Below are 25,379 nucleotides of genomic sequence, written 5' to 3' on the forward strand. Positions count from 1 at the left end.
TATTAACCTATCCTTTCCTTAGTCGTGGATCAAGTGCATCTCGTAATCCATCCCCTAAGAAATTAAATGCAAGAATAATAATTGCAATCGTAAGAGCAGGGAAGAACAATTGATAAGGGTATGTCAAAAGCCCTGAAAGGGAATTGTTCGCTAGTGTTCCAAGAGATGCTTGAGGTGCAGATACGCCAAGACCAATGAAACTTAAAAATGCCTCTGTAAAAACAGCACTTGGAATCATCATGGTCATAGATACGATAATCGGACCCATAGCATTTGGAATCAAGTGTCTAAATATAATCTTATACCTAGGCACACCAATGACACTGGCTGCCAATACAAATTCTTGTTCCTTTAGTGCCAACATCTGCCCACGAACCAACCTAGCCATGGACACCCAGTAAACCGTACTGAGTGCTATAACAATATTGGTCAAACCGTCATTATCTTTGAAGGTAACCATTAATAGAATAACATATAAAATCAAAGGTACGGAATTGATAATATCCACGATACGCATCATAAACTCATCTACTTTACCGCCTTCAAAGCCTGAAATGCTACCATATACCACGCCAATCATAAGGTTCACGAGCGTAGCTATGAATGCGATCATCAAAGATATTCTCGTACCATACATAACACGGGTTAAAATATCGCGACCTAAGTCGTCTGTTCCAAAAGGAAATGTTCGATTGAAAATTTTATCATTCGGTTGGGTATAAACAACGCCATTGTACTCAATTGTATGATCATAATCAAAACCTTGTTTGGAAGGCAGCAAATTATAAGAAAAATCAAGTGTCACTTCTTCAAAATCATCTTCTGTACCATACTTATAGACATAAATCTTGTTAATCATGTCTCTTTGGAGCTTGTCCGGTTCAAGGCGGTCATAAACTTCACCATCATCCGTTACCAAGAATATGTTGTAGTCATTGGATAAATGAAAGTTCACATTTTCTCCCACATCGAAGATTTCTAACCTCGGTGGTAAATTTTTGAACTTATTCAATTGATCTGAGTAAGAATATTTCGTCATACTTGGTCCAAATAGACCAAATAGAAGTACAATAATAATGGTAAAAGCCCCAACCATAGCAAGCTTATTTTTCTTAAGTCTACGCCAAGCATCCTGCCAGTACGTTAAACTTGGGCGTGATACTTCCATGTCTTCTGTATTGTCTTTGATGAATACAAATCTTTTATCTGCCATGATTATTTTTCCTTCCCAAGTTTTATTCTAGGGTCAATAAACCCGTATGCAATATCTACAAGTAATACCATAATGATATAAAAGGCTGCATAGAAAACAGTAATACCAGTGATTGTTGTATAGTCTCGATTACCAACACTTTCCACAAAATATCGGCCCATACCCGGTACAGCAAATATTTTTTCAATAACGAAGGAACCGGTTAAAATAGCTGCAATCATAGGGCCAAGATAAGTAACAACAGGAATTAAAGCATTCTTAATAGCATGCTTATAGATGACTTTGAATTCACTCAAGCCGTTGGCTCTTGCTGTACGAATATAGTCTTGTCTTAATACTTCAAGCATACTGGATCTTGTAAGTCTTGCAACAAAGGATAATGAATAGCCGGACAAGGCCAATACCGGTCCGACATAACCAAGGGGTGAGGTGACACCGAAACTGGGCAAGATACCTAATTTGCCCGCAAAAAAATAGATAATCAAGGTCGCCATAACAAAACTGGGCACTGTAACACCTAGCGTAGCCATAAACATAACCAGATAATCAATGGGCTTATTTTGTTTTAGTGCCGAGACAATGCCAAGGGGAATACCAAAAAGTACTATGAGTATCGTTGCATACAAGCCGATTCTGGCAGATGCGGGAAAACCGGAAATAATCAAATCGTTAACGGTTGTTCCTATTTTTGAATAAGATGGTCCAAGATCAAAAGTGACCAATCCTTTTACATAATCAAAATACTGTTCATAAATTGGAGCGTCCAAATTATACTTTTCATTGAGTGTTTTTAATATTTCATCCGGCACAGGTCGTTCCCGTGTAAAAGGACCTCCTGGTATAGAATGCATCATCACAAATGTTAGTGTCGTGATAATTAAGAGGGTAATCAACGCTGAGAGAATTCGTTTTGCGTAATAACCTTTCATTTTAAAGCTCCTTTCGACATTTATGATTCTAATACTAACCAACACATTCATGCGGCTGATGACTATAATCTTATTCAAGTAAAAGGTTCTTATCATTGACCTTAATGTACCTTAAATTTAGTAGATTATAAAATAATTTTACTGTACAGAATCCTTAATTTACTAGGATAGTATATAATAAATCAAAACCGATGTAAAGCGTTTTCCCTTAAAAGACATTTGTTTTTCCTTGACATTAAAAAAATTTTACTACCTTATATATTTTTCTTCGATTTTATGGTTTCAGATGATTCGATGCGAGCCTAATGTCAGAAAAAGACACACAAACATCGTTATTGAATATGTTTCTTGTTCTACCTTATATATTGATAATAAATAATGCATCTCATTGACAAAAATGTTATCTATCTATAGAATCAAAATAAGGTTCTGCCTCGTTTTGATTGCAAATTGTTCACGGCGTGAACGCATATAAGGAGAAAATTATGGCTACATTTAATGAATTAAAAATAAGCGACACCTTTATTATGGGACTTAAACACGAAAATATTATAGATCCTACTGACATACAAAGCATAACCATTAAACACATTTTGGATAATAAAGACCTCATAGCTGAAGCCATCACAGGAAGCGGTAAGACCTTAGCCTACCTATTGCCTTCTTTTCAACGTATTGATACAGACTCTAAAGACCTGCACACTTTAATTTTGGCACCTACCCACGAACTGGTTATCCAGATTAATAACGTCATTAAGACGTTGGCTCACAACTCCAACCACCCCTTAAGATCTACACCAATCATAGGTGAAGTCAATATCAAACGCCAAATTGATTACTTAAAAGAAAAGCCCCATATTATTGTTGGAACCCCTGGCCGAGTATTAGAATTGATTCAGCTCAAAAAAATAAAAGCCCATCAAATCAAAACCTTAGTGATCGATGAAGCTGATAAATTATTAAGTGATAGTAATGTTCAGACCGTCAAAAGCATTATCAAAACTACATTGCGTGATCGTCAGTTATTGGCCTTTTCTGCTTCTATTAGTGAAAAAGCCTTAACATGTGCCCTATCACTCATGAAAAGCCCTGAAATCGTCAATATCGCGCCTGACAAGGTTAACCCAGCCATTGAGCACTGTTTCATAGTAGCACCACAAAGAGATAAAATAGATACGCTTAGAAAACTCATACATGCAGTAAAACCTTCAAAGGCCATCGTCTTTATTAACAAAAATGAAGCTATTATTGATGTTGTGGAAAAGTTGAACTATCATAAAATAGATGCTGTCGGTATTTATGGAAATGCTACGAAACAAGAACGTAAAAAAGCCATTGATCATTTTAAAGGAGGACAAGCCAAAGTTCTTGTCGCCTCAGATTTGGTAGCAAGAGGGCTTGACCTTCAAAATCTCTCCCATGTTATCAATATGGATATTCCTGTCGACCTCAATGAATATATTCACCGCGTCGGTCGTACGGGTCGTGCCGGCGAAAACGGTGTGGCTATATCCATCATCACGCTAAGCCAGTTACAAGATATCAAAAAAATTGAAAAGATCAACAACATCCATATTCAATCAAAAGCAATTAAAAATGGACAACTTAGAGATTACAAATAATCTGACGCAAGGCTCTTTTGACATTTTAATTCTTTCCTTTTGAAGAACTGACGCCAAAAGCACTGCCTAAGAAACCCAAAATCAAACTTAAACTTATAATCATCAAGATTAGATTTTGCATAACACTACCTTGATCCGGCATGGGTATAAATGGTAATGGACCTGAAACTTGTGTATAAATCTCACTTAATACAAAATGGCTTAATATGAGTGACAATAACCCACCTGTAAGTGTCATACCAATACCTTCTATATAAAATGGAAGTGCAATGAAATATTTGGGTGCGCCCAAAAGTTCAAGGGTATTGATTTGTTCTCTATGATGGTAGATGCCTTGCCTAATGATATGAGACATAATCACCAAAGTTGTAATGCCCACTGCCGTTAATGCTAAATAACTAATCAAATTAAGAACATCTGACATATGACTAAGTCGATTCAACACTTCTTTATTGTCCCTAACCAAATCAACATTCTCCATTTGACTGAGTCGTCCTACTATTATATCGATTTCACTAAGTTCTATGCCCACTTCCAAAAAAGCGTCAAAAGGGTTATCTTCAAAAAAAGACAGTACCTGAGCATCATCGCCTAATACTCTTTCCATGCGCTCATAAGCCTCTTCCTCATTAATCAGATTGACCGATTTCACACCTTGCACATTGGTGATGGATTTGGTCATTTCTTTAATTTGCCCATCTGTCAGACCTTCTTGAAAGTAAACACTGATTTCTGATTCACCTTTGATGGCTTCCGTAACTGAACTGCTGATGTTCCACCCTGCAATAATCAAAGTCAAAACAAAAAAAATCAGACCTGTGCTTAATAAGGAGAAGATATTGGATATTAAGTTTAAGCGAAAAATGTCGATTGATTCTTTGATGAAATAACGAAAGTTGTAAATATAAGTTTTCAATGGGATTTGCCTTGCCTTTCAATATTCACGCTGCCTCGATTCATATGAATGTAGGTGGCATGAGCATGTCCTTCTATTAAATGAGTTGCATGGGTGGTCATAATAACCGCTGTATCTTGCGTTCTGAAGGATGCTAAAAGCTCTAACATCTTAATAGCGTTATCCCGATCCAAATTACCGGTAGGCTCATCTGCCAAGATAAGTGCAGGTTTTCTAGCGACTGCTCTTGCAATGGCTACCCGTTGACATTCTCCCCAAGAAAGGTAGTCTACTTTAATGTTTAACTTTTCCTTAAGTCCTACCTTGATGAGTACAGATTGTGCTTCTTCTTCTATTTGACTTGGTGTCATGCCGATAAACCGCATCCCCAATTTAACATTGTCCATGGCGGTTTTTCCTTTGATTAATCTAAATTCTTGAAAAATCGGACCAATCTTGTGACGCATCTTATTGATGCTTTTGGTGTTACCCCTTTTAATCTCTTCTCCAAGTATATTTAATGTGCCACCTGTCGGATACTCGCTTCCAATGAGCAATTTAAGCAGACTTGTTTTACCTGATCCGCTAGCACCGGTAATATAAACCAATTCCCCTGCACCAACTTTTATATCAAAGGGCTTAACGGCTACTGTGCCATCACTATAAATCAACTCTAAATCATGTGCCTCTATCATTTTTTCTCCTTATGAACTAAAATAAATTGATTTGTACCGCAAGAATTAAATCATTTTCTTTAGACTCTGCCGTCTTAATCTTATTGTTACCAATAATCGGCTTTAAGTTCAACCTGAGTCCACCGTCTTCAAAAAGTTCATTCATTAACGTGTCATCAAGAGGCATGTCATAAAATGTGCCAGATTCCGGAATAAAAACCAGTTCCGTACCCTCTATCACTTGAAAATTCCCATTCACGCTCAAATGATTGCTTGGTACAGATAGTCTTATATAGCCTTCTTCAAACTCAAATTCCAGCCCTGGGATATCCGGATTCTCTAAAATTGCATCGTTAAATACCTTCTCAGATATAATGGCATCAAAACCTGACATAGATAACCTGAGCTTCATAGCATCCTCTGGAAGACTGCCACTTTCAGCTAATCTTGAAAACCCTTCACTGGCTTGTACAAACATAGGTTTAAGCACTTTCCATGCTGTACTAATCTCATAAAGGATGTTCTCAAAAAATTCTCTTTTATCTAAAAGATCCGTTAAATAGGATTCTTTTTCTATTTTTGTGGCTTTTATTTCTTCCACGACTTCCCCAAGTCTTTTCTGCTCTTCTTCCAAGTTTGTAAGCTGATTTGCTAATGTCGCCTTTTCTACTGTCAAACTTTGTTGTACTTCCTCAAGGTGATTCAGCAATGCCCCAGTATCTTGGGTTAGGTCCCTAAGCATATTCAGTCTTCTTAAAAAATCAGCTAAATGGTCGGAGTCAAGTAAGATTTCCAAAAATGTTCCGGCCCCTCTTTTTTGATAAGCTTTTAAAATATGCTCTAGAGTGTCCCTGTTTTCATTAAACGCATTTTCTTCATCTATAATTCTTTTTTCTAACACTCGGATCTCACTACTATATATTTTAATATCTTTTGATAAGGTGACTTCATCCGCTTCAAGTTTCATAATTTCTTGCTCAATCAGGTACAAATCCGTCAAAATACCGGCTTCTTCCTCATTGATTTGCAAAATTTGATTTTCAGCTTCTGTAACCACGTCTACATGAACCGTGGCATAGGACCATGAATAGGCTAGCAGTACCACTACCAAAAGAATCCCTATAATTCTAAACGGGGGCTTCATCATTTTTATTTCCACTCCGATTCCTTATACACTATAAAACCCCATTCTTGTTATAACATCAACAAAAATGAGGCTATGAAAAGAAAAGCATCCATTTACATACAATTAGACCTTGTTGTTTGAGCCTCCGGCTTTCTGATTAAGTTTACCTTTTTGGCTAGATCCGATTTTTTTATTCGGTATCATCTTTTGTTTGTTACTTTGTGTTGCCTTTTTCTGTTCCAATATTTTTTTCATCATTTCTTGATTTTTCTCCGACATGTAAACTCCTTTTAATCTATCTTTCGTATTTATTCCTGTAAATGTTATTATAGCATTAATTATATTTTAAATCATCATTTTTTATTATGATAACCTGATTCAATCATGTATAATGAAAATATCTTCAAATCTACAACAGAAAGGTAAGTGGCAACACTTAAAGGGTCAACCATGAAAGGTTGGATTATCTACAAAGTATCTAAAGAAGCATTAAACGAAACACATTATGAAGTCAACCGCTTTATTGAGGAAGCGGGGAAAATGGATATAGACATTGAGGTCTATTCTCCTGATCAAATTGATATTATCGTTACAAGAGAAGACGAAAAAAGCATCTATGTCAATGGTGAATTTACCGACCTACCTGATTTTGTGCTCCCAAGAATGGGCTCCGGTACGACTTATTTTGCGTTAGCACTAATTCGACACATTGAAAGACTGGGTATCCCATGTATCAACACATCTCTTAGCATAGAAACGGTTAAAGACAAGCTTTTTTCTCATCAGATTTTAGCTCAACGCAACTTGCCGGTTCCAAAAACCATGCTTCTCAAGTTCCCTGTTGAGATTCCGCTTATTAAGCGTCTTTTTTCTTTTCCGATTATTATAAAAACCCTATCCGGCTCTTTAGGTAAAGGTGTTTTTATGGCCGAGAATGAGGATGCACTTAAAAATATCACGAGAATTATAGAAATCGCCAATCCACAGCTTAACATTATTTTACAAGAAATGATGACCGATAGTCTTGGACGAGACTTGCGCGTTTTTGTGGTTGGAGGCCGTATAATCGGATGTATGCATCGCCAAGCCGGTGACAACGATTTTCGTGCCAATTATTCTGCTGGTGGTTCCGTGACACCCTACACATTAACACCTGCAATAGAATGGCTGGCGCTTGAGGCTACAAAAGTATTAGGGCTAGATATTTCCGGTGTGGATTTGCTTTTTGATGGTGATCATTTCAAAATCTGTGAAGTCAATTCCTCTCCTATGTTCAAGGGTATGGAATCTTGCGTCAATGTCAATGTACCTCATGAAATATATGAATATATAAAAACACGTTTGCATGGATAATCAGGAGGCTATATGAAAATAAATTTCGAAGAACCGGCGCAATTAGTACGTCCGGGGACTTTCATACAAGAAAATCATTATTACCATAAGGTGGTCAATGCTCAAATTAGTCCGCTCGTACTCTTTTTTCTTAATATGGATACAGACAGAATTATAGAACGTTACTGTCATCTCAATCCAAGAGTGGATAGTGATGCACTCACACAATTTCTAAACTATCGTCCTAATCATATACAGTGGTCGGGAACGGATCTTTTTCATGTAACCACCGCCAACGGAAAAAGACAGATGGTTGTCATAGAAACCAATTCATCACCCTCCGGTCAAAAATCAATGCCATTATTATTTGATCAAGAAGAAATGGGTAGCTATCAACGTCTTATTGAAACATCCTTCTTACCCTTCGTCAAAGAAAAACGTGTGGTGAGCGGTCATTATGCCGTGATCTATGATAAAAATGAAATGGAAGCTTCCGGATATGCTGCCGCACTTGCACAAATCACCGGAGAAGATGTCTATTTAGCTTCTTTTTATGATGGTGATCCAAATCCTAGTGTTAGGTTTGTGGATGAGGTTATGGAGGTCCGTGACCAGAATGCTAACTGGTTCCCCATCAAAGCCGCTATACGCTATGTAACCCAGACCCCTTGGAACCGTATTCCTGTCAAATCAAAAACGCTCATATATAACCCCATTATCGCATGTCTTGCTGGTGGTCGAAACAAGCGAATGGCAGCCAAGGCCTATGATTTTTACAATGGAGATCTCAAAAACCATGGTCTTAAAATAAATACACCGGAAACCATCAAAGATGTAAAACTTCATGAAATTCCACTATGGGTGGATCGATTTGGCGGACATGCTGTAATAAAAAATCCATATAGCAATGCAGGACAAGGCGTCTATACGATCACTTGTAAGCAGGAACTGGAGCATTTTATGTCTTTAAGCCATCCTTACGAGGATTTTATCGTACAGAGCCTCATTGGCAATTACCACTGGAGTACCAATAGTAGTGATGGTCTTTATTACCATGTAGGCATGGTCCCAAATAAAAAGAAAGAAATCTACGTAGCCGATTTAAGGTTTATGATTGCTTCAACGCCAAATGGCTATCGTCCGATGGCTATGTATGCCAGAAGAGCTGAAAAACCTCTAACGACCAACCTAGACTCTACAGAGGACTCCTGGCAAATGCTTGGTACGAACTTGTCCATAAAAATGATAGATGGATGGGCAAGTGAAACCGGTCGACTTAAGATGGTGGATCAAAAAGACTTTAACCAGTTAGGCCTTAGTCTCGACAGTCTAATTGAAGGCTACATCCAATCCGTATTATCCACAATCGCCATCGACAAATTGGCAGCAGAGCTTATCAATACCAAAAAACAATTACGAAGAAAACTCTTCATGGCCATCAACGGTGACCCCATACTCATGGACGAAATCTTGTCATAAAATACACTTAAGTAAATTAGAGAACACAAAAAAAGTCATCCCCCCCCGGAATGACTTTTTTTATACCTTACTTTATGAATTCTTTTTACTCATACTTCTTGTTGCGACTACGTTAACACCTGTTCCCAATAAGTTTTCGATAATAACCTGTCTTACTTTTACGGGTGCTTCAACAACAACTTTATTAATTTCATCCATTGCTTCAAAAATCAAACCTTTTGGAATCTCTTCTTCCGTAAATACTGGTAAACGATTTAAGAAGCCGTCTTTAATGGCAACCGTTGTACACAATGATCTGGTTGGATGTGTCAACTCTGCTTTGGCATACACTGGTCCACGCTTACATGCATTACCAGTGACTATAAATTCATCTCCGTTTTGTTCAACTTCCATCAAACATCCAACGGGACATGCGATACATACTAATTCAATTTTATTCTCTAACATCTTATGCATCCTCCCCTACAATAGAAAATACCAGTTCGCCTTCAGCTTTAGCCAAATCGGAAGGTTTTAGTTTAACTTGTTCCATTTCACCCGGCGCTAAATGGCGTCGTTTGATTGACTTAATCACTGTATCTCCTGATTTTACTTCTAAACGCATATTGGAGTATACATTATTCACACGCATGAACATCACCAATTCATCTTCAACATTATCCACCAATATCTTGCTTGGCACAACATAAGTGATACCAAAGCCTGTGTTGGCTTCAACAACCTTACCTTCTGTTGCTTTTTCATCCTTAATATATTTTGCAGCATTAAGACCGGCACGACGACTTTCTTGAGTAACAAAGTCAACAAGGTCGTGTACATGAACAACATTTCCACAAGCAAAAATACCTTCAACGCTGGTTTCCATAGACTCATTAACAAATGGCCCTGAAGTAACCGGATTAAGCTTGATACCCGCTTTCTTAGAAAGCTCATTCTCAGGAATCAATCCAACCGAAAGTAACAATGTATCCACTTCATATTCTTTTTCAGTACCGGGAATCGGTCTGAAATTCTCATCCACTTTTGCAACAATGACCTTTTCAAGGCGATCTTTACCTTCGATCTTAACAATAGTATGGCTCAGTAACAATGGGATATTATAGTCATCTAAACACTGAACGATATTACGCTTCAATCCACCGGAGAATGGCATCAACTCAGCAACACCAAGTACTTCAGCACCTTCAAGAACCATACGTCTTGCCATAATAAGTCCAATGTCACCTGAACCTAGGATGAAAACTTTTTTACCTGGCATAAAGCCTTCCATGTTGGTGTATCTTTGCGCTGTTCCTGCTGAATAAACACCGGAAGGTCTATAGCCAGGGATGTTGATCGCACCTCTCGTACGTTCTCTACATCCCATAGCCATAATAACAGCTTTCGCTTGGAAGGTTTGGTAACCGGTTTTTGGATTGATCACATGCACAATTTTTTCAGGTGTTACATCAAGCACCATGGTATCGACAACATAGTTTATGTTCAATGATTTAGCTTCTTCAATAAAACGCTCTGCATATTCAGGTCCTGTTAATTGCTCCTTAAATATATGAAGCCCAAAACCGTTGTGGATACATTGCTGTAAAATACCACCAACTTCACGGTCTCTTTCTATAATCAAAATACTATCAACACCGTTTTTATTTGCCTCTATAGCGGCAGCTAAACCTGCAGGTCCACCACCGACAACAATCAAATCATAATTTTGCATAGTTTCGTCCTCTCTTTTATTCTTCTACGTTTTTAGTTCTGCCGGTTAATATGTATGCCTTAGGTGAGTCGTAGCTAACTTGGTTCATTGGTTTACCAAGTTCTCTAGATAGAATCTCAATAACACGTGGCTCACAGAAACCACCTTGACAACGTCCCATACCTGCTCTTGTACGTTTCTTAACAGATTTTACTGTAGTTGCTCCTACATTACGATGTATAGCATCCATGATTTCGCCTTCTGTAACCGTTTCACATCTACATATAACACGACCATAAAGAGGATTCTCTTTAACTAAAGCTGCTTTTTCATCAGCATCCAACTCATCAAAACGAATAAATGGACGACGCACTGGATTAAAGGATGGGTTGGCTTCAAAGCCACCGTTTCTTTCTTTAATCTGGTCTGCAATAAATACCGCTACAGCAGGTGCTGCAGACAAACCTGGAGATTCAAAGCCACCTACATTGAAAAAGCCTTGTACATCCGGTGTTTCACCAAGTACAAAATCATGGGTTGTAGAAGTAGCTCTTAGTCCTGAGAAAGAACGAATAACTTTCCTATTATCTATTTTACTGGTTGTTAGGGCAGCAGCCTCACGAATCATAGCAAGTTCAGGCGCTGTTGTACTTACATCTTCTTTATCATCTACAAATACTGAGTCCGGTCCAATAAGTAGGTTTCCGTGAACCGTTGGTGCAACCAAAATACCTTTACCGACATCTGAAGGACATTGGAAAAGCACTGTATTAACCAGGTTGCCTATATCTTTATCCATGATGAAATATTGACCTTTTCTAGCTTGTATCTCAAAAGTTGGTGCCGCAATCATATTGTTGATTTTATCTGAGAATACACCTGCTGCATTGACCACATATTTGGTTTGGAAATCTTGTTTGTCTGTTTTTACAGTAAACACATCTCCGTCTTTTTTAATATCTTCAACTGTCGTATTCAAAAACAATTCGGCACCGTTATCCATAGCATTTTCCATACAGGCTATCGCTACTTCCCATGAAGAAATGATGCCGGCTGTTGGTGCGTATAACGCTCCAAAAATAGTATCATTAATATTGGGCTCCATCTCAAGAACTTCTTCTTTAGTTAGTAACTTTTGATCCGGAACACCGTTTTCAATACCTCTTTCATAAAGAAGCTCAATAGTTGCTAAGTCTGCTTCTGAAAAAGCAAGTACGAGTGATCCAACTCTTTTAAATGGAATGTCTAATTCTTCCGTGAGTTGTGTGTACATCGCATTACCTTTTGCATTAAATTTACCTTTGTTCTTATAGGGTTCAGCATCATACCCAGCATGAATAATGGCACTGTTTGCCATGGTTGTTTCATTTGCAACGTCGTTTTCTCTGTCGATAACCGCTATTTTTAGCTTATACCTTGACAACTCTCTTGCAATAGACGTGCCGGCTACACCAGCACCAATTATTACTACATCATACATTTTATTGCCTCCTTAAAAGTGTTTTCAATATGTTCCATCTATTGTAATTATTTGATCTGAAAAACCTAGCCTTCAGTTTATCACATCAAATAATTGATAAAAAAGGCCGCACATATCCAGTAAGTCTGAAAAGATGTACGGCCTCTCAATATGATGCCATTTACTACTCTTTAATTATCTCTCTATACCGATACGCTTTTTATTAGTCAGCCCAAGCTTGTGCACGGCTAACAGCTTTTTGCCATCCAGCATAAAGCTCATCTGCATTGTCAATTGAAGGCTCAAAACGGCGATCTAGGTTCCAAGAATCAATAACGGATTGCTTGCTTTCCCAGAATCCAACTGCAAGTCCTGCAAGGTAAGCAGCACCAAGAGCTGTTGTTTCAATAACTTCTGGACGCTCAACTGGAGCTTTAACGATATCTGCTTGGAATTGCATTAAGAAGTTGTTAGCGCAAGCGCCACCGTCTACTTTAAGTGCAGCCAAAGTGATACCTGAATCTTCTTGCATAGCGTCAAGTACGTCTCTTGTTTGATATGCTAATGATTCTAATGTTGCACGAACGATATGGTTTTTACCAGTACCACGTGTTAATCCAAGGATTGCTCCACGTGCATACATATCCCAGTAAGGTGCGCCAAGACCAGCAAATGCAGGAACAACGTATACGCCGTCTGTACTGCTAACTTGAGTTGCAAAGTACTCACTGTCTTTTGCACTGTCGAGTATCTTAACTTCATCTCTTAACCACTGGATTGCTGCACCAGCTATGAAAATTGAACCTTCAAGAGCATATTCAACTTTGCCGTCAACGCCCCATGCGATTGTTGTTAAAAGACCTTTAGTTGATGGAATCATTTCTTCACCAGTGTTCATAAGCATGAAGCAACCAGTTCCGTAAGTGTTTTTAGCCATACCTTTTTCGAAGCAAGCTTGTCCAAATAATGCTGCTTGTTGGTCGCCAGCTGCGCCGGAAATTGGTGTGTTTCCACCAAGTAATGATGTATATCCATAAACTTCACTTGATTGTTTAACTGTTGGAAGCATAGAAGTTGGAACTGTCAATGCAGCCAATAATTTTTCGTCCCACTTAAGGTCACGAATGTTGTACATTAATGTTCTTGATGCGTTTGAGTACTCAGTAACGTGTGCTTGACCTTTTGTCAAGTTCCAGATTAACCATGTGTCCATTGTACCGAACAATAATTTACCTTCGTTAGCTTTTTCTCTTGCGCCTTCAACGTTGTCAAGGATCCATTTTACTTTTGTGCCTGAGAAGTAAGCATCAATTACAAGACCAGTGTTTAAATGAACATATTCAGTTAAACCTTGAGCTTTTAATTCTTCACAGATACCAACTGTTTGACGAGATTGCCATACAATTGCGTTATAAACAGGTTGTCCAGTAGTTTTGTCCCAAACAACAGTTGTTTCTCTTTGGTTCGTAATACCAATTGTTGCTACTTCTTCAGCTGTAGCATTAACTTTTTTCATTGCTTCCATCATAACACTTCTTTGTGATTCCCATATTTCAAGTGCATCATGCTCTACCCAACTCGGATTAGGATAGATTTGAGTGAACTCTTTTTGAGCTACTGAAGCGATTTGTCCGTCATGTGTAAAAAGAATAGCTCTACAGCTAGTAGTTCCTTGGTCTAACGCCATTACATATTTTTTTGCCATATTCTAAATACCTCCATATTATATTGTTATACCTTCTATGCAGTTACCCGTAATTTATTTCATTAATCTCTATTAAAGTTCTTATATTGTTAATTGGCTATGATCCGTTTGTTACTTATCCCATACAGGATAGTAAGAAACCACCTAAAATACCGCCAATAATTGCAAATACTATGTTTACAAAACCTTTGCCAACATCAGCTTTATCTACGATGATGTTTGCTGCAAACAAACCAAAACCTGCTGCATAAGCCATATCAATCCATGCTGCGCCTGTTTGATAGATTAATCCAACGCCATGGTTTAATGACCATGTAGTACCAACGATAAAGCCTGCTGCCAACCAACCACCTGCTGGTCCAAAGTTAGTTACTAATTCGCCCCAAAGAAGTCTGATTAAAAAGGCAAATATAAATCCTCCTGAAAATGTAGCTAATCCTAATTGTAGAGTCATTTGTCTTCCCTCCTAATCTTTCTTGAGTGCTGAATTTTGAAGTAAACCGCCAACTGTTGCTCCAGTGATACCACCTAGAATAACGATGATCATTGTTGGTAAAGAATCAACAACCACTTGGAATGTTCCTGCTTCGAATGCGCCACGAGCTGTACCTGCAATACCAATACCAACTGCCATGTCTACCCAAGCGCCATCGTTGTTATGAACGCCAACGAAGTGATTCATAAACCACATTGTTGAAATGATAGCAAATCCAGCAAACCAACCGCCACCAATTCCGTACGCACCTGCAAAAGCGCCCCAAACGCTCATTACAAACATACCGGCAATTGCTGCTCCTAAAATTGTTCCTAAATGTTTCATGTTTTTACCTCCCAAGATAAAATTAAGTTTTGTGTTGATCAGGTCCTTTGTTATCATGCACCATTTTAACTTGACCGGTAATGATGCACAAAAAAAGAAAGCATAGTTGATACATTAAGAATGTGAAAATCAATACTAATTTCCAAATTCTTGATCCACACGGCTCTCAAACTCTCGACCTAATCGTTATTAACTTATATGACAACTATACATTATTAACAAACCATTTGTCAAGTTCATTTTTTCTTATTGCACATTGACGAAAAGAGAATGACTATTGACACCTTTGTTAAATAATTAACTTAATATTGCTGTTATTTTGGGTTTTTTCCTTAGCTATACCATATTTTTTCACTACTGGTTGAAATAGAGGTAGCACCAGCCTTAAGTGCTTCAAGAACTTCCTGCTTATATTCTATTAAACCGCCGACAATAATAGGCACGGACAACTCTTTACTCATGACAGTTGTGATCTTCGGAATAATACCGGGCATGATTTCTACTGCATCCGGTTTCATGCCTTTGATTGTTGCTATGCCTGCATTAATCGACTTTGAATCCAGCATAAATAAACGTTGTATGACCAACATGTCCATCTCTTTTGCTTTTTTTGTAAGGCTGGATTTGGTGGTTACAATACCTGTCGGATCAATCTCAGATTGAATATAACGAAGGGCATAGTTGTCATGAGAGAAACCATGAATGAGGTCGATGTGAATGAAAACTTTTTTATCGTTTGCCTTAGCGTAATTCACATCATCTTTCAATGTCATAATATCACCATAAAGCATAAAAATTACATTACATGGCGATTTGATAGCTTTCTCCATATGTTCTCTTGAACTGACCGCTGCGATAATCGGATTGTCGATTAAAATATCATTCATTTGCGATTTAGACATTTTTTTCCTCCAAGTGTTATTTGAACTTACCGTTGCTAAATGTACTATAAAAGTACCTAAAAGTCAAGTTATACCGGTCTTAGTGCTGCTTTCAAAAAAACCATTCTTTTAATTGACATTGTATACAATAAACGATTGATATCTAAAGGTTCGTTATTTATTTATCAATTAATTTTCACTAAAGTTAAACAATATTCTTTATTATTACCATATATTATGTTTATTAAGGTTTTTTTTTTTAGTATATTTCAGTAAATTTGTAAATCTATGACGAAAATAGAGCAAATTCCCATGGTTTTTGAGCTTAAACATGATTTTCGATACAAATTTCCCGAATATCCCAATTTCTAACCTGCAATGATAACAAAAAAGTAGGCCACTTGGCCTACTTTTTTACTGTTCCGATAATACTTTTATAAAATCACGCATATAGTCCGGTAAATCTGGTGGTCTTCTGGCAGAGACAAGATGACCATCTACAACACTTGGTTCGTCTAGCCAAGTTGCACCCGCATTCATCATGTCATGTTTAATACCCGGCGTACTTGTTACCTTTTTCCCTTTTAATATATCTGCTGATATGAGTACCCACCCCGCATGGCAAATCTCTCCAATAACTTTCTTTTCTTGATCCATGCGTTTGGTTATGGTCAAAACCTCTTCGAAGCGACGCAATTTATCCGGTGCCCATCCGCCCGGTACCAGTAATGCATCAAATTCCATGCCCACCGCTTCCTTAAAATCCATATCCGAAGTGGCAGGTACACCATACTTACCAATATAAGTTTCACCTTTTTTTTCACCTGCCAAAACGACTTCGGCACCTTCTTCTCTAAGTCGATAAATGGGATACCATAATTCAAGGTCTTCAAAATCGGTGTGTACAAATGCTAATACTTTTTTATTCTTAAGCTTCATTTTTTAATCCTTTCTTCTTAATTATTTTCACCTACATTTATCAAATGGTTAAGGCGTCAAAACTATATAGTTAAACTTTCACCTACCATGGTAGGTGAATTTAGTGAAACTTAGTTTTGACCCTTTAACCATCATATACTTTCTACATATGTTTTTCCACTAATAAATTATAAATCTTCTCCGCATTTTCAGCATAGCTTTCTTTTGAAAGTGATTGAACAATCTCTAAACCTCTTTTACGCATTGCCTTTGTCTTGCTCGGATGGTTTATGGCGTCAGAAATTTGATGTTTCAACTCTGCTTGGGTTGTAAATAATCGTCCTGATTCACCTTCCATCACAATGCCTTGTACGTTTGTATCGTCATAAACGACAACACCAAGATTCGATGCCATGGCTTCAATGATGGTTAGGCCTTGAGTTTCCGTATAAGATGCGCTTACAAATATATCTGCCATTTTGTAATACTGTCCTATTTCCTCATAGGGGACTCTTCCGACAAAAATCACATGTTTGTGAAGACTTAACTCATCACATTTTTTTAATAACTGGTTTAAATAAGGTCCGTCTCCAACAATAACCAATTTAAGGTGCTTATGTACCTTAATAAGTTCGGGCAATTGCTCTAATAAAAATTCAAGGTTCTTTTCTTTGCTAATGCGTCCTAAGGATAATAAGACAAAATCACTTTCCTCAATGCTATGAGATTTCCTTAACGCCGCTATTGCTGAATTATCCGCTTCAAGCTTAGCAAACTTATCGATATCAATACCTGTCGGTAAAATATGTATATCGTTTTTGATCCCATACCTTCTAAGAGATACCAAGGTTTTGTCGGTTGGTGCAATAATACAGCTGTATTTCTTCGTGTATATTTTAGAACCTTTGGCGACCATCTTCTTAACCACTCTTTGTCCGTACTTCAAATTGTAAATATAATGGGTATAGTCTTCATACATGGTATGGTAAGTGTGTACCAACGGTATACCCAGCACCCGCGCCATATATTTACCCAGTAGACCTACAGAAAACTCCGTATGGGTATGGACCAAGTCCAATTTCAATGACTTAATCATTTTTATTAATGGTACATTAAAGGGAATACCCAATCTAAACTCATTCATTCTAATAATCGGTATGGATTTGATGCGTATAACATTTTCTTGTTCTTCTATATGATGGGGTACCTTAACGGTAATAATGGTTACATTATGTCCTCTTTTTTCAAGTTCTTCTTGCAACATCATGACCGAAGTCACAACACCATTAATCTGGGGATAATAGCAATCTGTAAAAATACCAATATTCATTCAACCACCTCGACCAACGTTAACAACGTTTGTTTTACTTCCCAAAGTATAAGTTCTCACCTAGTCAGTATAACAAATTATTATTAAATTACTATTAAGACTTTCTAAGGTTTTCTTAAAGGGATGTATCTTCAAACTTGAACTTATAATGGTTTAATTTCAAAACATCTCTAATCTCAATCAATTCTTTTTGAACTGCTTCATTGACAGGAACACCTTTATCTTTTCTAAACAGACCATGATTATATTCTTTTTCTCCTGCTGTGAAAATAGCCTCTTCGCCAGGTGCTTTTATAGAACCTCTAAGTTCCCGTAGTATATCACCTGTTGTTTTCTTGAAACTTTCAAGGCCCATAAAAGCCTCAGTATCTATAGCTATAAAGAAATGCCCCAAATGGTATGGCACTTTCTCACCATTTTCACCAATGCCTGTTAACATTCTCAAGAAATTACCTTGTTGCAGCGCAGCAGATAACACTTCAACTACCGTCGCATAACCATAGCCTTTGTAGCCGGCGAGCGTTTCTCCTATACCGCCAAGAGGCGCCAATGCAGCATTGCCACTCACCAGATCTTCAAGAATCTGCTCAGAGTTCGTCATTGCTTTGCCATCTCTTCCAATTACCATACCTTCCGGTGTGTCTTTTCCCACACGGGCAAAATATTCGATTTTACCTCTTTGGGTAATGGAGGTTGCGCAATCCAAAATAAATGGAAATGGCTCATCCGTAGGCAGTCCAAAGGTCAATGGGTTTGTCCCCAACATATTTTCTACGCCAAAAGTAGGCGCTATTGAGGGTCTTGCATTGGTTCCGGTTATACCTATACATCCGGCTTTTGTCGCCATCTCTGCATAATAACCTGCGATACCGTAATGCGTTGAATTTCTTACCGCTACCATACCCATTCCGTATTTTTTTGCTTTTTCTATTGCCATAGTCATAGCTTTATAGCCAATGACTTGTCCCATGCCATCATGCCCGTCTACAACAGCTGTTGTTGCTGTTTCTCTTATTACTTCAAAATCTGTTATTGGTTTCTGAATACCGGCTTTTATGCGATCCAAATATATAGGTTTAAAACGATTGACACCATGTGAGTCGATGCCTTTACGGTCTGAAGCGATTAATACATCCGTACAGATTGCCGCATCATCTTCCGGCACACCATAGCCCATAAATGCTTCCTTCACAAACCCGGTAATGGTTTCCCAATCTACGTAAACTTGTTTCATTGTACATTCCTCCCTAATTCTAAGTGCATTATTTTCATTTACTTAGGTTAATGACAGTACCACATTATTATTATAACATGTTTCAACCGCGTCTGAACATTGCCGCACCATTTAAGAATTGTCATCTACATCTTTAGGCAAGGTTTTAAGTAAGCAAAGATGAAGGGTGACAGCTGTACCTATGAAAACCAACATTATCTTGACATAGAAAATTGGTGCTAGATATATTGAAAACCCTAGTGATCCCCACAGGAAAATTAAGGCGCTTATTCTGGTTCTCTTTTTTATCGCCTTGTACTCAATATAATTATGGATGTAGCTACCAAAGGTCTTATGGTTCATAATCCAACCATACATTTTCTTAGAACTTCTTAAATAACAATAAGATGCCAGAAGTAAAAAGGGTGTTGTCGGCAACAAAGGTAAGAAAATGCCTAGAACCCCCAAAAATACAGATATGGTGCCTATGGTCAATAAAAAATATTTTTTCGTATGATTGTAGATTTTTTTCATACCTTCACCTTGTATTAATCCTTCCTGCTTTTATGATGTATATAATCTCGTCAGTTCTAGCATCAGATTACCTTCTCTTTTTTCCACGATCGCTGAATCCACCATAGCAGAGACCAATGTGATTTCATCATCCTCATCTGTTTCTCCGGCAAGTTGCCAATAGTATTCCTCTATTTCCCTCTGCCTTTGGCTATTAAGACGCTTAGACAAATGCTCAAGATAAGCATCTTCAAAATTCGTATGATAATCTACAATCTTAATGACACATTTTTCCTTTGTAATAGCAATCTTAAAATCTAATTCATTGGTATCTTCTTTTAGAAATAATGTGGTAAGTTCATCCACTATGCGGCTTATTTTCTTCACTTCATGTCTCATAACAATTATTCTCCTTTTTTAAATGCATCGATAATAGGTATTAAAAATCCCGCAACCAAACCACCCGCAAAACCATTGTTGTATAAATTAATACCACCATGGATGACACCAACATTCGTGACAATAGTAAGGTGTAGTATGCCTGCTAGAACGCCAATAATTGGTCCAAATGATCCAGCTATGGGCGCTATTGTAGTAGAAAAGAGTATGGAAATGATAAATCCCGTACTGGTAAAATCATAGCCAAAAATAAATCCCCCCAGTAAGACACCCAGTACAATAGGTAGGCAATTTTTGGGATGTTTACCAAAAGCCCCAAATCCAACAATTGTTAATATGGCCGCTATGACCGGCCCATTAACTATGCCACCTAATAAAAGAACCAAACTGATACTCAAAATACCCATGAGACCCATATTAATGAATGTTATGCCATAACCGACAAGCTCTGTGAAGTCAGTTATGGTCCGACCTCTATATTTGAGTATGTTTTTATATTCTTTAAAACCATTTCTATTGATTCTATAACCCATCGCTATCAGATAAATGAAAAGCAGATATAGCATAATAACGATGGTCATGTGCTGATTCGTATCTAATATATTTACCGGTGTGATGTTGATTTTAAAGTTTCTAAGTAAGCTTGTAAAAACAGTCCCCACGATACCTGCAGTAAATCCAATGTTATAAAGGTTATAGCCATCATGGAATTTTAACATATGGGAAGATAAGGGCACAATGATAAATCCAATGAGTGTCCCAATAAAAATTCCCATGAAATAATTAAACCCTCTATCAAAATAACCTCCGAAAGTAATCTCACTAACAATAGGTGCCAATGCTGTACTAAACATGATGATTAAAATAATGTTCTTCATTGCAATCCCTTGCCTACGCGCATATAGATAGCCGCCCAAATATATAGGCATGATGTTAAGAATGTTTTTCCCGAAAAAAGAAAAACCAATTACTGTAAAAATTGCAGCAATCAGCAGTCCATTGATTCTCATCTCAAAACGCCTTAATAAATATATGTTAAATATGCCTACTAAAGCAGCATTAACAAAAGCAGCACCCACACCACCAACCTTTAAAAAGTCTGTCAGGAGTGTCGTCGGCGAATAAAGTATCGCCATCAAACCTTCTGAGAAGATCTCATGGTTTACTAAACCATAGAGTATACCAAAAACCATGAATACCAACGGAAAAACACTCAAAATGAGTTGTTTACCTTCCTTTTGTAATTCTTTTTCTTCATATGTAGTGGAATAAATCATCTTGTCTCCTCCAAGAAGTTGTATTTGATTTGATTTATTATAAAGTAAGCCATGGGATTTCACAAGGCTTTACAAAAAGTATTGACAAAAAATAAGATAAGTTATATAGTTAATTACACAAGCAGTTAACCAGTTAAGAAAGGGTGTGTGTCTGATGAAAATTGATTTCGGCAGTCAAATTCCTATATATCTTCAGATTTCCCAATCCATTGAAGATGATATCATACGTGATATTTTTGAAGAAGAGACACAAATACCTTCAACGACAGAAGTCTCTATAAGCTATAATATTAATCCGGCAACCATTGCTAAAGGCTTTAACCTTCTCGTTGATGAAGGCATTCTTTACAAAAAGAGGGGGGTCGGTATGTTTGTAGCGAAAAATGCAAAAAATACGCTTATAAAAAAGCAGAAAGAGCACTTTTATGAAAAATATGTGGTGAACCTCTTACACGAGGCTGACAAACTGGGCATCACGATTGAAGATATTATAAAAATGATTACAGGAGGTCCTGAATATGAATCATATTGAACTGAAGAACATCACTAAGAACTATAAAAGTAATTGTGCACTGAAGGATATCTCGCTTATTTTTGAAGAAAAAAGAATATATGGTTTACTTGGCCGTAATGGCGCCGGAAAAACTACCCTCCTTAACTTAATAACCAATCGCATTTTCCCAACCCATGGTTATATAACCTTATCTAATCACCCTATTAGCGAAAACGATGCCCTTCTTGAGCGCATTTATTACATGACAGAAAGCACGCTTTATCCCGACAGCATGAAAATACACGAGGTGTTTCGTTGGACCAAGACTTTTTATTCGAATTTTGACTTAACCTATGCCAATGGGTTGTGCGAGAAATTTGACCTAAACCCTAACAAAAAATTCAAGACACTTTCCACCGGTTATAACACTATTGCTAAATTAATCATAGCGTTGGCCTCAAATGCTGATCTTCTGATATTTGATGAACCTATATTAGGTCTTGATGCCCATCATAGGACGCTTTTTTATAAGGAACTTCTTGCCCACTATATCAAAACACCAAAGACCATTATTCTATCTACCCATATAATTGAAGAAATTGCTGATTTGCTTGAGTGGGTCGTGATTCTTGGTAAACAGTCGGTTCTTATTAATGAAAGTGTAGCTTCCTTAATGGAACGTGCCTATGCTATCACCGGTAAATCATCCGATGTTGAAGCTTTCATTCAAAACAGGAACTTCATTGGTCTTGAATATTTAGGCACCTATTGTAAAGCCATCCTTCTTGATAAACCTACTGAAGAAACACTTAAACAAATCAACCAAATGGGTCTTGAAAAATCTAAAGTGGGTTTGCAAGAACTTTTCATTAAACTAACAGATGTAGGAGGTGTTTTATATGAAATCCCTAAAGTTGGCTAAATTTCATATACGAATGATGCTACCCTCCACCATGATTTACTACATGTTCTTCATCATGGCCATATCATTCCTAGCTGCCACTAACTCAAGCAACAATCAGGACTTCTCTTCTTCAGGACTTGAGTTCTCCACTGTTATATTTCTTTTTGTCTTGGGTCTAAATGCCTTCAAGGATAGCTTTAACTTTTCTCAAGCAAATAATTTATCGAGAAAAACCTTTTTTAGTGGGTTGTTACTTTCCATCTTACCAGTTGCTTTCCTAATGTCCGTTATTGATCTTATCCTAAACCGTACCTACAATATTTTTGTACTTTCCCCAACGAACTATGACATGTTTTATAGTTCTTACCGAGATACAGGTGTTTTTGATTGGAACACAATGCAATATGTTTGGGAACAAAGCAATTCCTTTTTCACACTTTTTTCTACTGTATTCTGGCAATTTTCGGCCTATGTGTTTTTCTTTTTATTAGGCCTTGTCATTACGCTAGTTTATTACAGAAGCAATAACATTCTAAAAATCATCGTATCTTTAACGCCTGTTGTTTTTATTGTACTTTTGAGAAATTTGATTGGCTTTTTACCCGGCTCATGGGTGCGAAGTTTGGGTGCTCTCATCCCCGCTGCCTTCGGTTGGGAAACTAGGAACCCTTACATGGCCATCCTCACCTTCTTCTTCTTAAGCTCTTTGCTGGCCGGATGTTTTTATTTGCTACTAAGAAGAGCAGAATCAAAAGAATAATATCGTTTTTTGAAAAAAGAGGCTCAAGGCAAAAATAAGCATTTCCTAAAGTTAAAAAAAGAACCGACTCGGATGTGACTCCAATCGGTTCTTTTTTCATCTTGGGTTTTATTTGTTGAAGAATGCTTTAAGATTTTTGGCTACATCATTTTCATCTGATCCATTGACAAGAATTCTAATCTTATCACCATGGGCTGCGCCAAGGGTCAATATGCCTAGAATACTTTTGGGGTTTACTTCTAGGTCATCTTTTATAATCTTAATATCTGCCAATGCTTTCTGACATACTTTAACCAGTTCGGCCGCCGGTCTCGCGTGTAAGCCTTCTTCAAAGCCTACTGTTGTTGTAAATTCTACCATGTTTTACACCTCAATTTTTTTCTTTAGCATACCTATAAGGATTGCTGTTACTGCTGTACCTGCAAGGATTGCTAAAACATACATTGCTACGTTTTCAACTGCAAAAAACACGAACAGTCCACCATGTGGCACCGATAATGTTGCATTAAATGCCATAGATAAAGCACCTGTTACAGCTGCACCTGCCATGATGGAAGGAATAACACGGAGTGGATCTGCTGCTGCAAAAGGAATAGCACCTTCTGTTATAAAACTAGCACCAAGTACTGCGGCTGCTTTTCCGGCTTCTTTTTCTGCTAAGGTGAATTTGTCCTTAAAAATAAATGTTGCGACTGCAAGTCCAAGTGGTGGCACCATGCCTGCCGCCATAACTGCCGCCATAATTGCTGAACCTGTGCCTGCAACAAGTGTACCTGTTCCAAAAGCATAGGCTGCTTTGTTGACAGGACCACCCATATCAAAGGCCATCATTAATCCAATAATCAATCCTAAAAGTACTGCATTTGTACCAGACATTCCTGTTAGGAAATTATTCATTGCTGTGTTAATGGCCGCAACCGGTGTTCCAATGATATAGAAAAATGATAAGCCGACAATCAATGAACCAAATACAGGTATAATCAATACCGGCATAATACCTTGAAGCGTTTTAGGTAACTTAATATACTTCTTAATCAAGTTGACCACATAACCGGCCATAAAACCGGCAACGATAGCGCCAAGGAAACCTGCGTTTAGTTGAACCGCTACAGAACCACCAATCATACCTACAGCTAAACCCGGTCGGTCTGCTATGGAATAAGCAATATAACCAGCGAGTACAGGAATCATAAGTGCAAAGCCTGCACCACCACCAATGTTCATTAAATACGCTGCCAAAGTACCTTCTTGTTGAAATGCGTCATAACCAAACATAAAACTTAGAGCAATGGCAATACCACCAGCTACAACAAATGGTATCATAAAAGATACGCCATTCATTAAATGTTTATAAGCACCCTTGCTTTCATCTTTTCTCTTTGCCTTGATACCTGCAACGTCATCTACAAGATTGCTTCCTGATGCTTTGTAAACAGGTGCTTTTAGTGCGTCCTCAATTAATTTGTTTGCGTCCTTAAGTGCATCACTTACGCCTACAGATACCAGTTTTTTCCCAGAAAACCGATCCATAGGTACGGATGTGTCACACGCTAAGATTATGGCATCTGCTGCTGCAATGTCTTCACTTGTTAATTCATTTTCGACACCTACAGAACCCCTTGTTTCCACTTTGATTTCATAACCTTTTTTCTTTGCTGCTTCTTCAATGGCCTCTGCTGCCATATACGTGTGTGCGATACCCGTTGGACATGCTGTTACTGCTAAAATCCTCATTTTCATTCCTCCT

At 37.7% G+C, this 25,379-nt stretch carries 27 protein-coding genes; 6 read left to right on the forward strand and 21 right to left on the reverse strand.

Going from position 1 to position 25,379, the window contains the following annotated elements:
• Positions 1-7 precede the first annotated feature (7 nt).
• Both PATL70BA_RS05110 and PATL70BA_RS05115 read right to left on the reverse strand, forming a co-directional pair.
• Positions 8-1,213 carry an ABC transporter permease gene (locus PATL70BA_RS05110; protein WP_125136363.1) on the reverse strand — a complete coding sequence of 402 codons (1,206 nt, stop codon included), beginning with the start codon at positions 1,211-1,213 and terminating at the stop codon, positions 8-10.
• Between the two features lie 2 nt (positions 1,214-1,215).
• The gene (locus tag PATL70BA_RS05115; RefSeq protein ID WP_125136364.1) at positions 1,216-2,142 is read right to left on the reverse strand and encodes an ABC transporter permease; all 927 of its coding nucleotides are present in this window, start codon (positions 2,140-2,142) and stop codon (positions 1,216-1,218) included.
• Positions 2,143-2,627: 485 nt separating this feature from the next.
• Between PATL70BA_RS05115 and PATL70BA_RS05120 the strand changes: the two genes are divergently transcribed.
• Positions 2,628-3,764, forward strand: coding sequence for a DEAD/DEAH box helicase (locus PATL70BA_RS05120; protein WP_330510246.1), 1,137 nt, complete (start codon positions 2,628-2,630; stop codon positions 3,762-3,764).
• Between the two features lie 25 nt (positions 3,765-3,789).
• Here PATL70BA_RS05120 and PATL70BA_RS05125 read toward each other — a convergent pair whose 3' ends face one another.
• The 4 genes from PATL70BA_RS05125 to PATL70BA_RS16210 form a co-directional block, all read right to left on the reverse strand.
• A complete protein-coding gene (locus PATL70BA_RS05125) occupies positions 3,790-4,680 on the reverse strand; it encodes a cell division protein FtsX (RefSeq protein WP_125136365.1) in 891 nt (296 codons plus the stop codon).
• Complete coding sequence (locus tag PATL70BA_RS05130) at positions 4,677-5,354, reverse strand: cell division ATP-binding protein FtsE (protein ID WP_125136366.1); 678 nt, start codon at positions 5,352-5,354, stop codon at positions 4,677-4,679. Before PATL70BA_RS05130 ends, PATL70BA_RS05125 begins: the two co-directional genes overlap by 4 nt.
• A gap of 16 nt (positions 5,355-5,370) precedes the next feature.
• Complete coding sequence (locus PATL70BA_RS05135) at positions 5,371-6,480, reverse strand: coiled-coil domain-containing protein (RefSeq protein ID WP_125136367.1); 1,110 nt, start codon at positions 6,478-6,480, stop codon at positions 5,371-5,373.
• Positions 6,481-6,582: 102 nt separating this feature from the next.
• Entirely contained in the window at positions 6,583-6,738 is a 156-nt protein-coding gene (locus tag PATL70BA_RS16210) for a hypothetical protein (RefSeq protein WP_172596110.1), read from the reverse strand.
• Between the two features lie 147 nt (positions 6,739-6,885).
• Between PATL70BA_RS16210 and PATL70BA_RS05140 the strand changes: the two genes are divergently transcribed.
• Positions 6,886-7,812: an ATP-grasp domain-containing protein gene (locus PATL70BA_RS05140; RefSeq protein ID WP_197715789.1), complete on the forward strand. Its 927-nt coding sequence runs from the start codon at positions 6,886-6,888 to the stop codon at positions 7,810-7,812.
• Between the two features lie 12 nt (positions 7,813-7,824).
• Entirely contained in the window at positions 7,825-9,270 is a 1,446-nt protein-coding gene (locus PATL70BA_RS05145; RefSeq protein ID WP_125136369.1) for a hypothetical protein, read from the forward strand.
• 72 nt (positions 9,271-9,342) lie between these two features.
• Here the strand turns inward: PATL70BA_RS05145 and PATL70BA_RS05150 are convergent, their stop codons facing one another.
• The 13 genes from PATL70BA_RS05150 to PATL70BA_RS05210 form a co-directional block, all read right to left on the reverse strand.
• Positions 9,343-9,717 (reverse strand): DUF1667 domain-containing protein, encoded by a 375-nt coding sequence (locus PATL70BA_RS05150; RefSeq protein WP_125136370.1) that lies wholly within the window; start codon positions 9,715-9,717, stop codon positions 9,343-9,345.
• A 1-nt stretch (position 9,718) separates the two neighbouring features.
• Positions 9,719-10,981, reverse strand: coding sequence for an NAD(P)/FAD-dependent oxidoreductase (locus PATL70BA_RS05155; RefSeq protein ID WP_125136371.1), 1,263 nt, complete (start codon positions 10,979-10,981; stop codon positions 9,719-9,721).
• A gap of 16 nt (positions 10,982-10,997) precedes the next feature.
• On the reverse strand, positions 10,998-12,440 hold the full coding sequence (locus PATL70BA_RS05160) for an NAD(P)/FAD-dependent oxidoreductase (protein ID WP_125136372.1): 1,443 nt from the start codon (positions 12,438-12,440) through the stop codon (positions 10,998-11,000).
• A gap of 202 nt (positions 12,441-12,642) precedes the next feature.
• Positions 12,643-14,124, reverse strand: coding sequence for a glycerol kinase GlpK (gene glpK / locus PATL70BA_RS05165; protein WP_125136373.1), 1,482 nt, complete (start codon positions 14,122-14,124; stop codon positions 12,643-12,645).
• 115 nt (positions 14,125-14,239) lie between these two features.
• Positions 14,240-14,578, reverse strand: coding sequence for a Lin0368 family putative glycerol transporter subunit (locus PATL70BA_RS05170; RefSeq protein WP_125136374.1), 339 nt, complete (start codon positions 14,576-14,578; stop codon positions 14,240-14,242).
• 12 nt (positions 14,579-14,590) lie between these two features.
• Entirely contained in the window at positions 14,591-14,944 is a 354-nt protein-coding gene (locus PATL70BA_RS05175) for a Lin0368 family putative glycerol transporter subunit (RefSeq protein WP_125136375.1), read from the reverse strand.
• Between the two features lie 332 nt (positions 14,945-15,276).
• Complete coding sequence (locus tag PATL70BA_RS05180; RefSeq protein WP_125136376.1) at positions 15,277-15,846, reverse strand: glycerol-3-phosphate responsive antiterminator; 570 nt, start codon at positions 15,844-15,846, stop codon at positions 15,277-15,279.
• Positions 15,847-16,239: 393 nt separating this feature from the next.
• Positions 16,240-16,764 (reverse strand): type 1 glutamine amidotransferase domain-containing protein, encoded by a 525-nt coding sequence (locus PATL70BA_RS05185; protein ID WP_125136377.1) that lies wholly within the window; start codon positions 16,762-16,764, stop codon positions 16,240-16,242.
• 142 nt (positions 16,765-16,906) lie between these two features.
• The gene (locus PATL70BA_RS05190; RefSeq protein ID WP_125136378.1) at positions 16,907-18,073 is read right to left on the reverse strand and encodes a glycosyltransferase family 4 protein; all 1,167 of its coding nucleotides are present in this window, start codon (positions 18,071-18,073) and stop codon (positions 16,907-16,909) included.
• 115 nt (positions 18,074-18,188) lie between these two features.
• Positions 18,189-19,307 (reverse strand): Ldh family oxidoreductase, encoded by a 1,119-nt coding sequence (locus PATL70BA_RS05195; protein ID WP_125136379.1) that lies wholly within the window; start codon positions 19,305-19,307, stop codon positions 18,189-18,191.
• A gap of 111 nt (positions 19,308-19,418) precedes the next feature.
• Complete coding sequence (locus PATL70BA_RS05200) at positions 19,419-19,820, reverse strand: YbaN family protein (protein ID WP_125136380.1); 402 nt, start codon at positions 19,818-19,820, stop codon at positions 19,419-19,421.
• 30 nt (positions 19,821-19,850) lie between these two features.
• Positions 19,851-20,198 (reverse strand): hypothetical protein, encoded by a 348-nt coding sequence (locus PATL70BA_RS05205; protein WP_125136381.1) that lies wholly within the window; start codon positions 20,196-20,198, stop codon positions 19,851-19,853.
• 5 nt (positions 20,199-20,203) lie between these two features.
• On the reverse strand, positions 20,204-21,475 hold the full coding sequence (locus PATL70BA_RS05210; protein WP_125136382.1) for a DUF1576 domain-containing protein: 1,272 nt from the start codon (positions 21,473-21,475) through the stop codon (positions 20,204-20,206).
• A 154-nt stretch (positions 21,476-21,629) separates the two neighbouring features.
• Here PATL70BA_RS05210 and PATL70BA_RS05215 point away from each other — a divergent pair, with 154 nt between their 5' ends.
• Genes PATL70BA_RS05215 through PATL70BA_RS05225 form a run of 3 tightly spaced genes read left to right on the forward strand, consistent with a single transcriptional unit; the run spans position 21,630 to position 23,632 of the window.
• On the forward strand, positions 21,630-22,007 hold the full coding sequence (locus PATL70BA_RS05215; protein WP_125136383.1) for a GntR family transcriptional regulator: 378 nt from the start codon (positions 21,630-21,632) through the stop codon (positions 22,005-22,007).
• A complete protein-coding gene (locus PATL70BA_RS05220; RefSeq protein ID WP_125136384.1) occupies positions 21,994-22,890 on the forward strand; it encodes an ATP-binding cassette domain-containing protein in 897 nt (298 codons plus the stop codon). The genes PATL70BA_RS05215 and PATL70BA_RS05220 overlap by 14 nt, the downstream gene beginning before the upstream one ends.
• On the forward strand, positions 22,868-23,632 hold the full coding sequence (locus PATL70BA_RS05225; protein ID WP_125136385.1) for a hypothetical protein: 765 nt from the start codon (positions 22,868-22,870) through the stop codon (positions 23,630-23,632). Before PATL70BA_RS05220 ends, PATL70BA_RS05225 begins: the two co-directional genes overlap by 23 nt.
• A 108-nt stretch (positions 23,633-23,740) precedes the next feature.
• On the opposite strand, the gene PATL70BA_RS05230 is transcribed toward PATL70BA_RS05225, so the two are convergent.
• Together PATL70BA_RS05230 and PATL70BA_RS05235 are read right to left on the reverse strand one after the other, a co-directional pair.
• A complete protein-coding gene (locus PATL70BA_RS05230) occupies positions 23,741-23,992 on the reverse strand; it encodes an HPr family phosphocarrier protein (protein WP_125136386.1) in 252 nt (83 codons plus the stop codon).
• 3 nt (positions 23,993-23,995) lie between these two features.
• Positions 23,996-25,366 (reverse strand): PTS fructose transporter subunit IIC, encoded by a 1,371-nt coding sequence (locus PATL70BA_RS05235; protein ID WP_330510252.1) that lies wholly within the window; start codon positions 25,364-25,366, stop codon positions 23,996-23,998.
• Positions 25,367-25,379 lie beyond the last annotated feature (13 nt).

Origin of the sequence: Petrocella atlantisensis, from assembly GCF_900538275.1 — a bacterium.
Lineage (GTDB): Bacteria > Bacillota > Clostridia > Lachnospirales > Vallitaleaceae > Petrocella > Petrocella atlantisensis.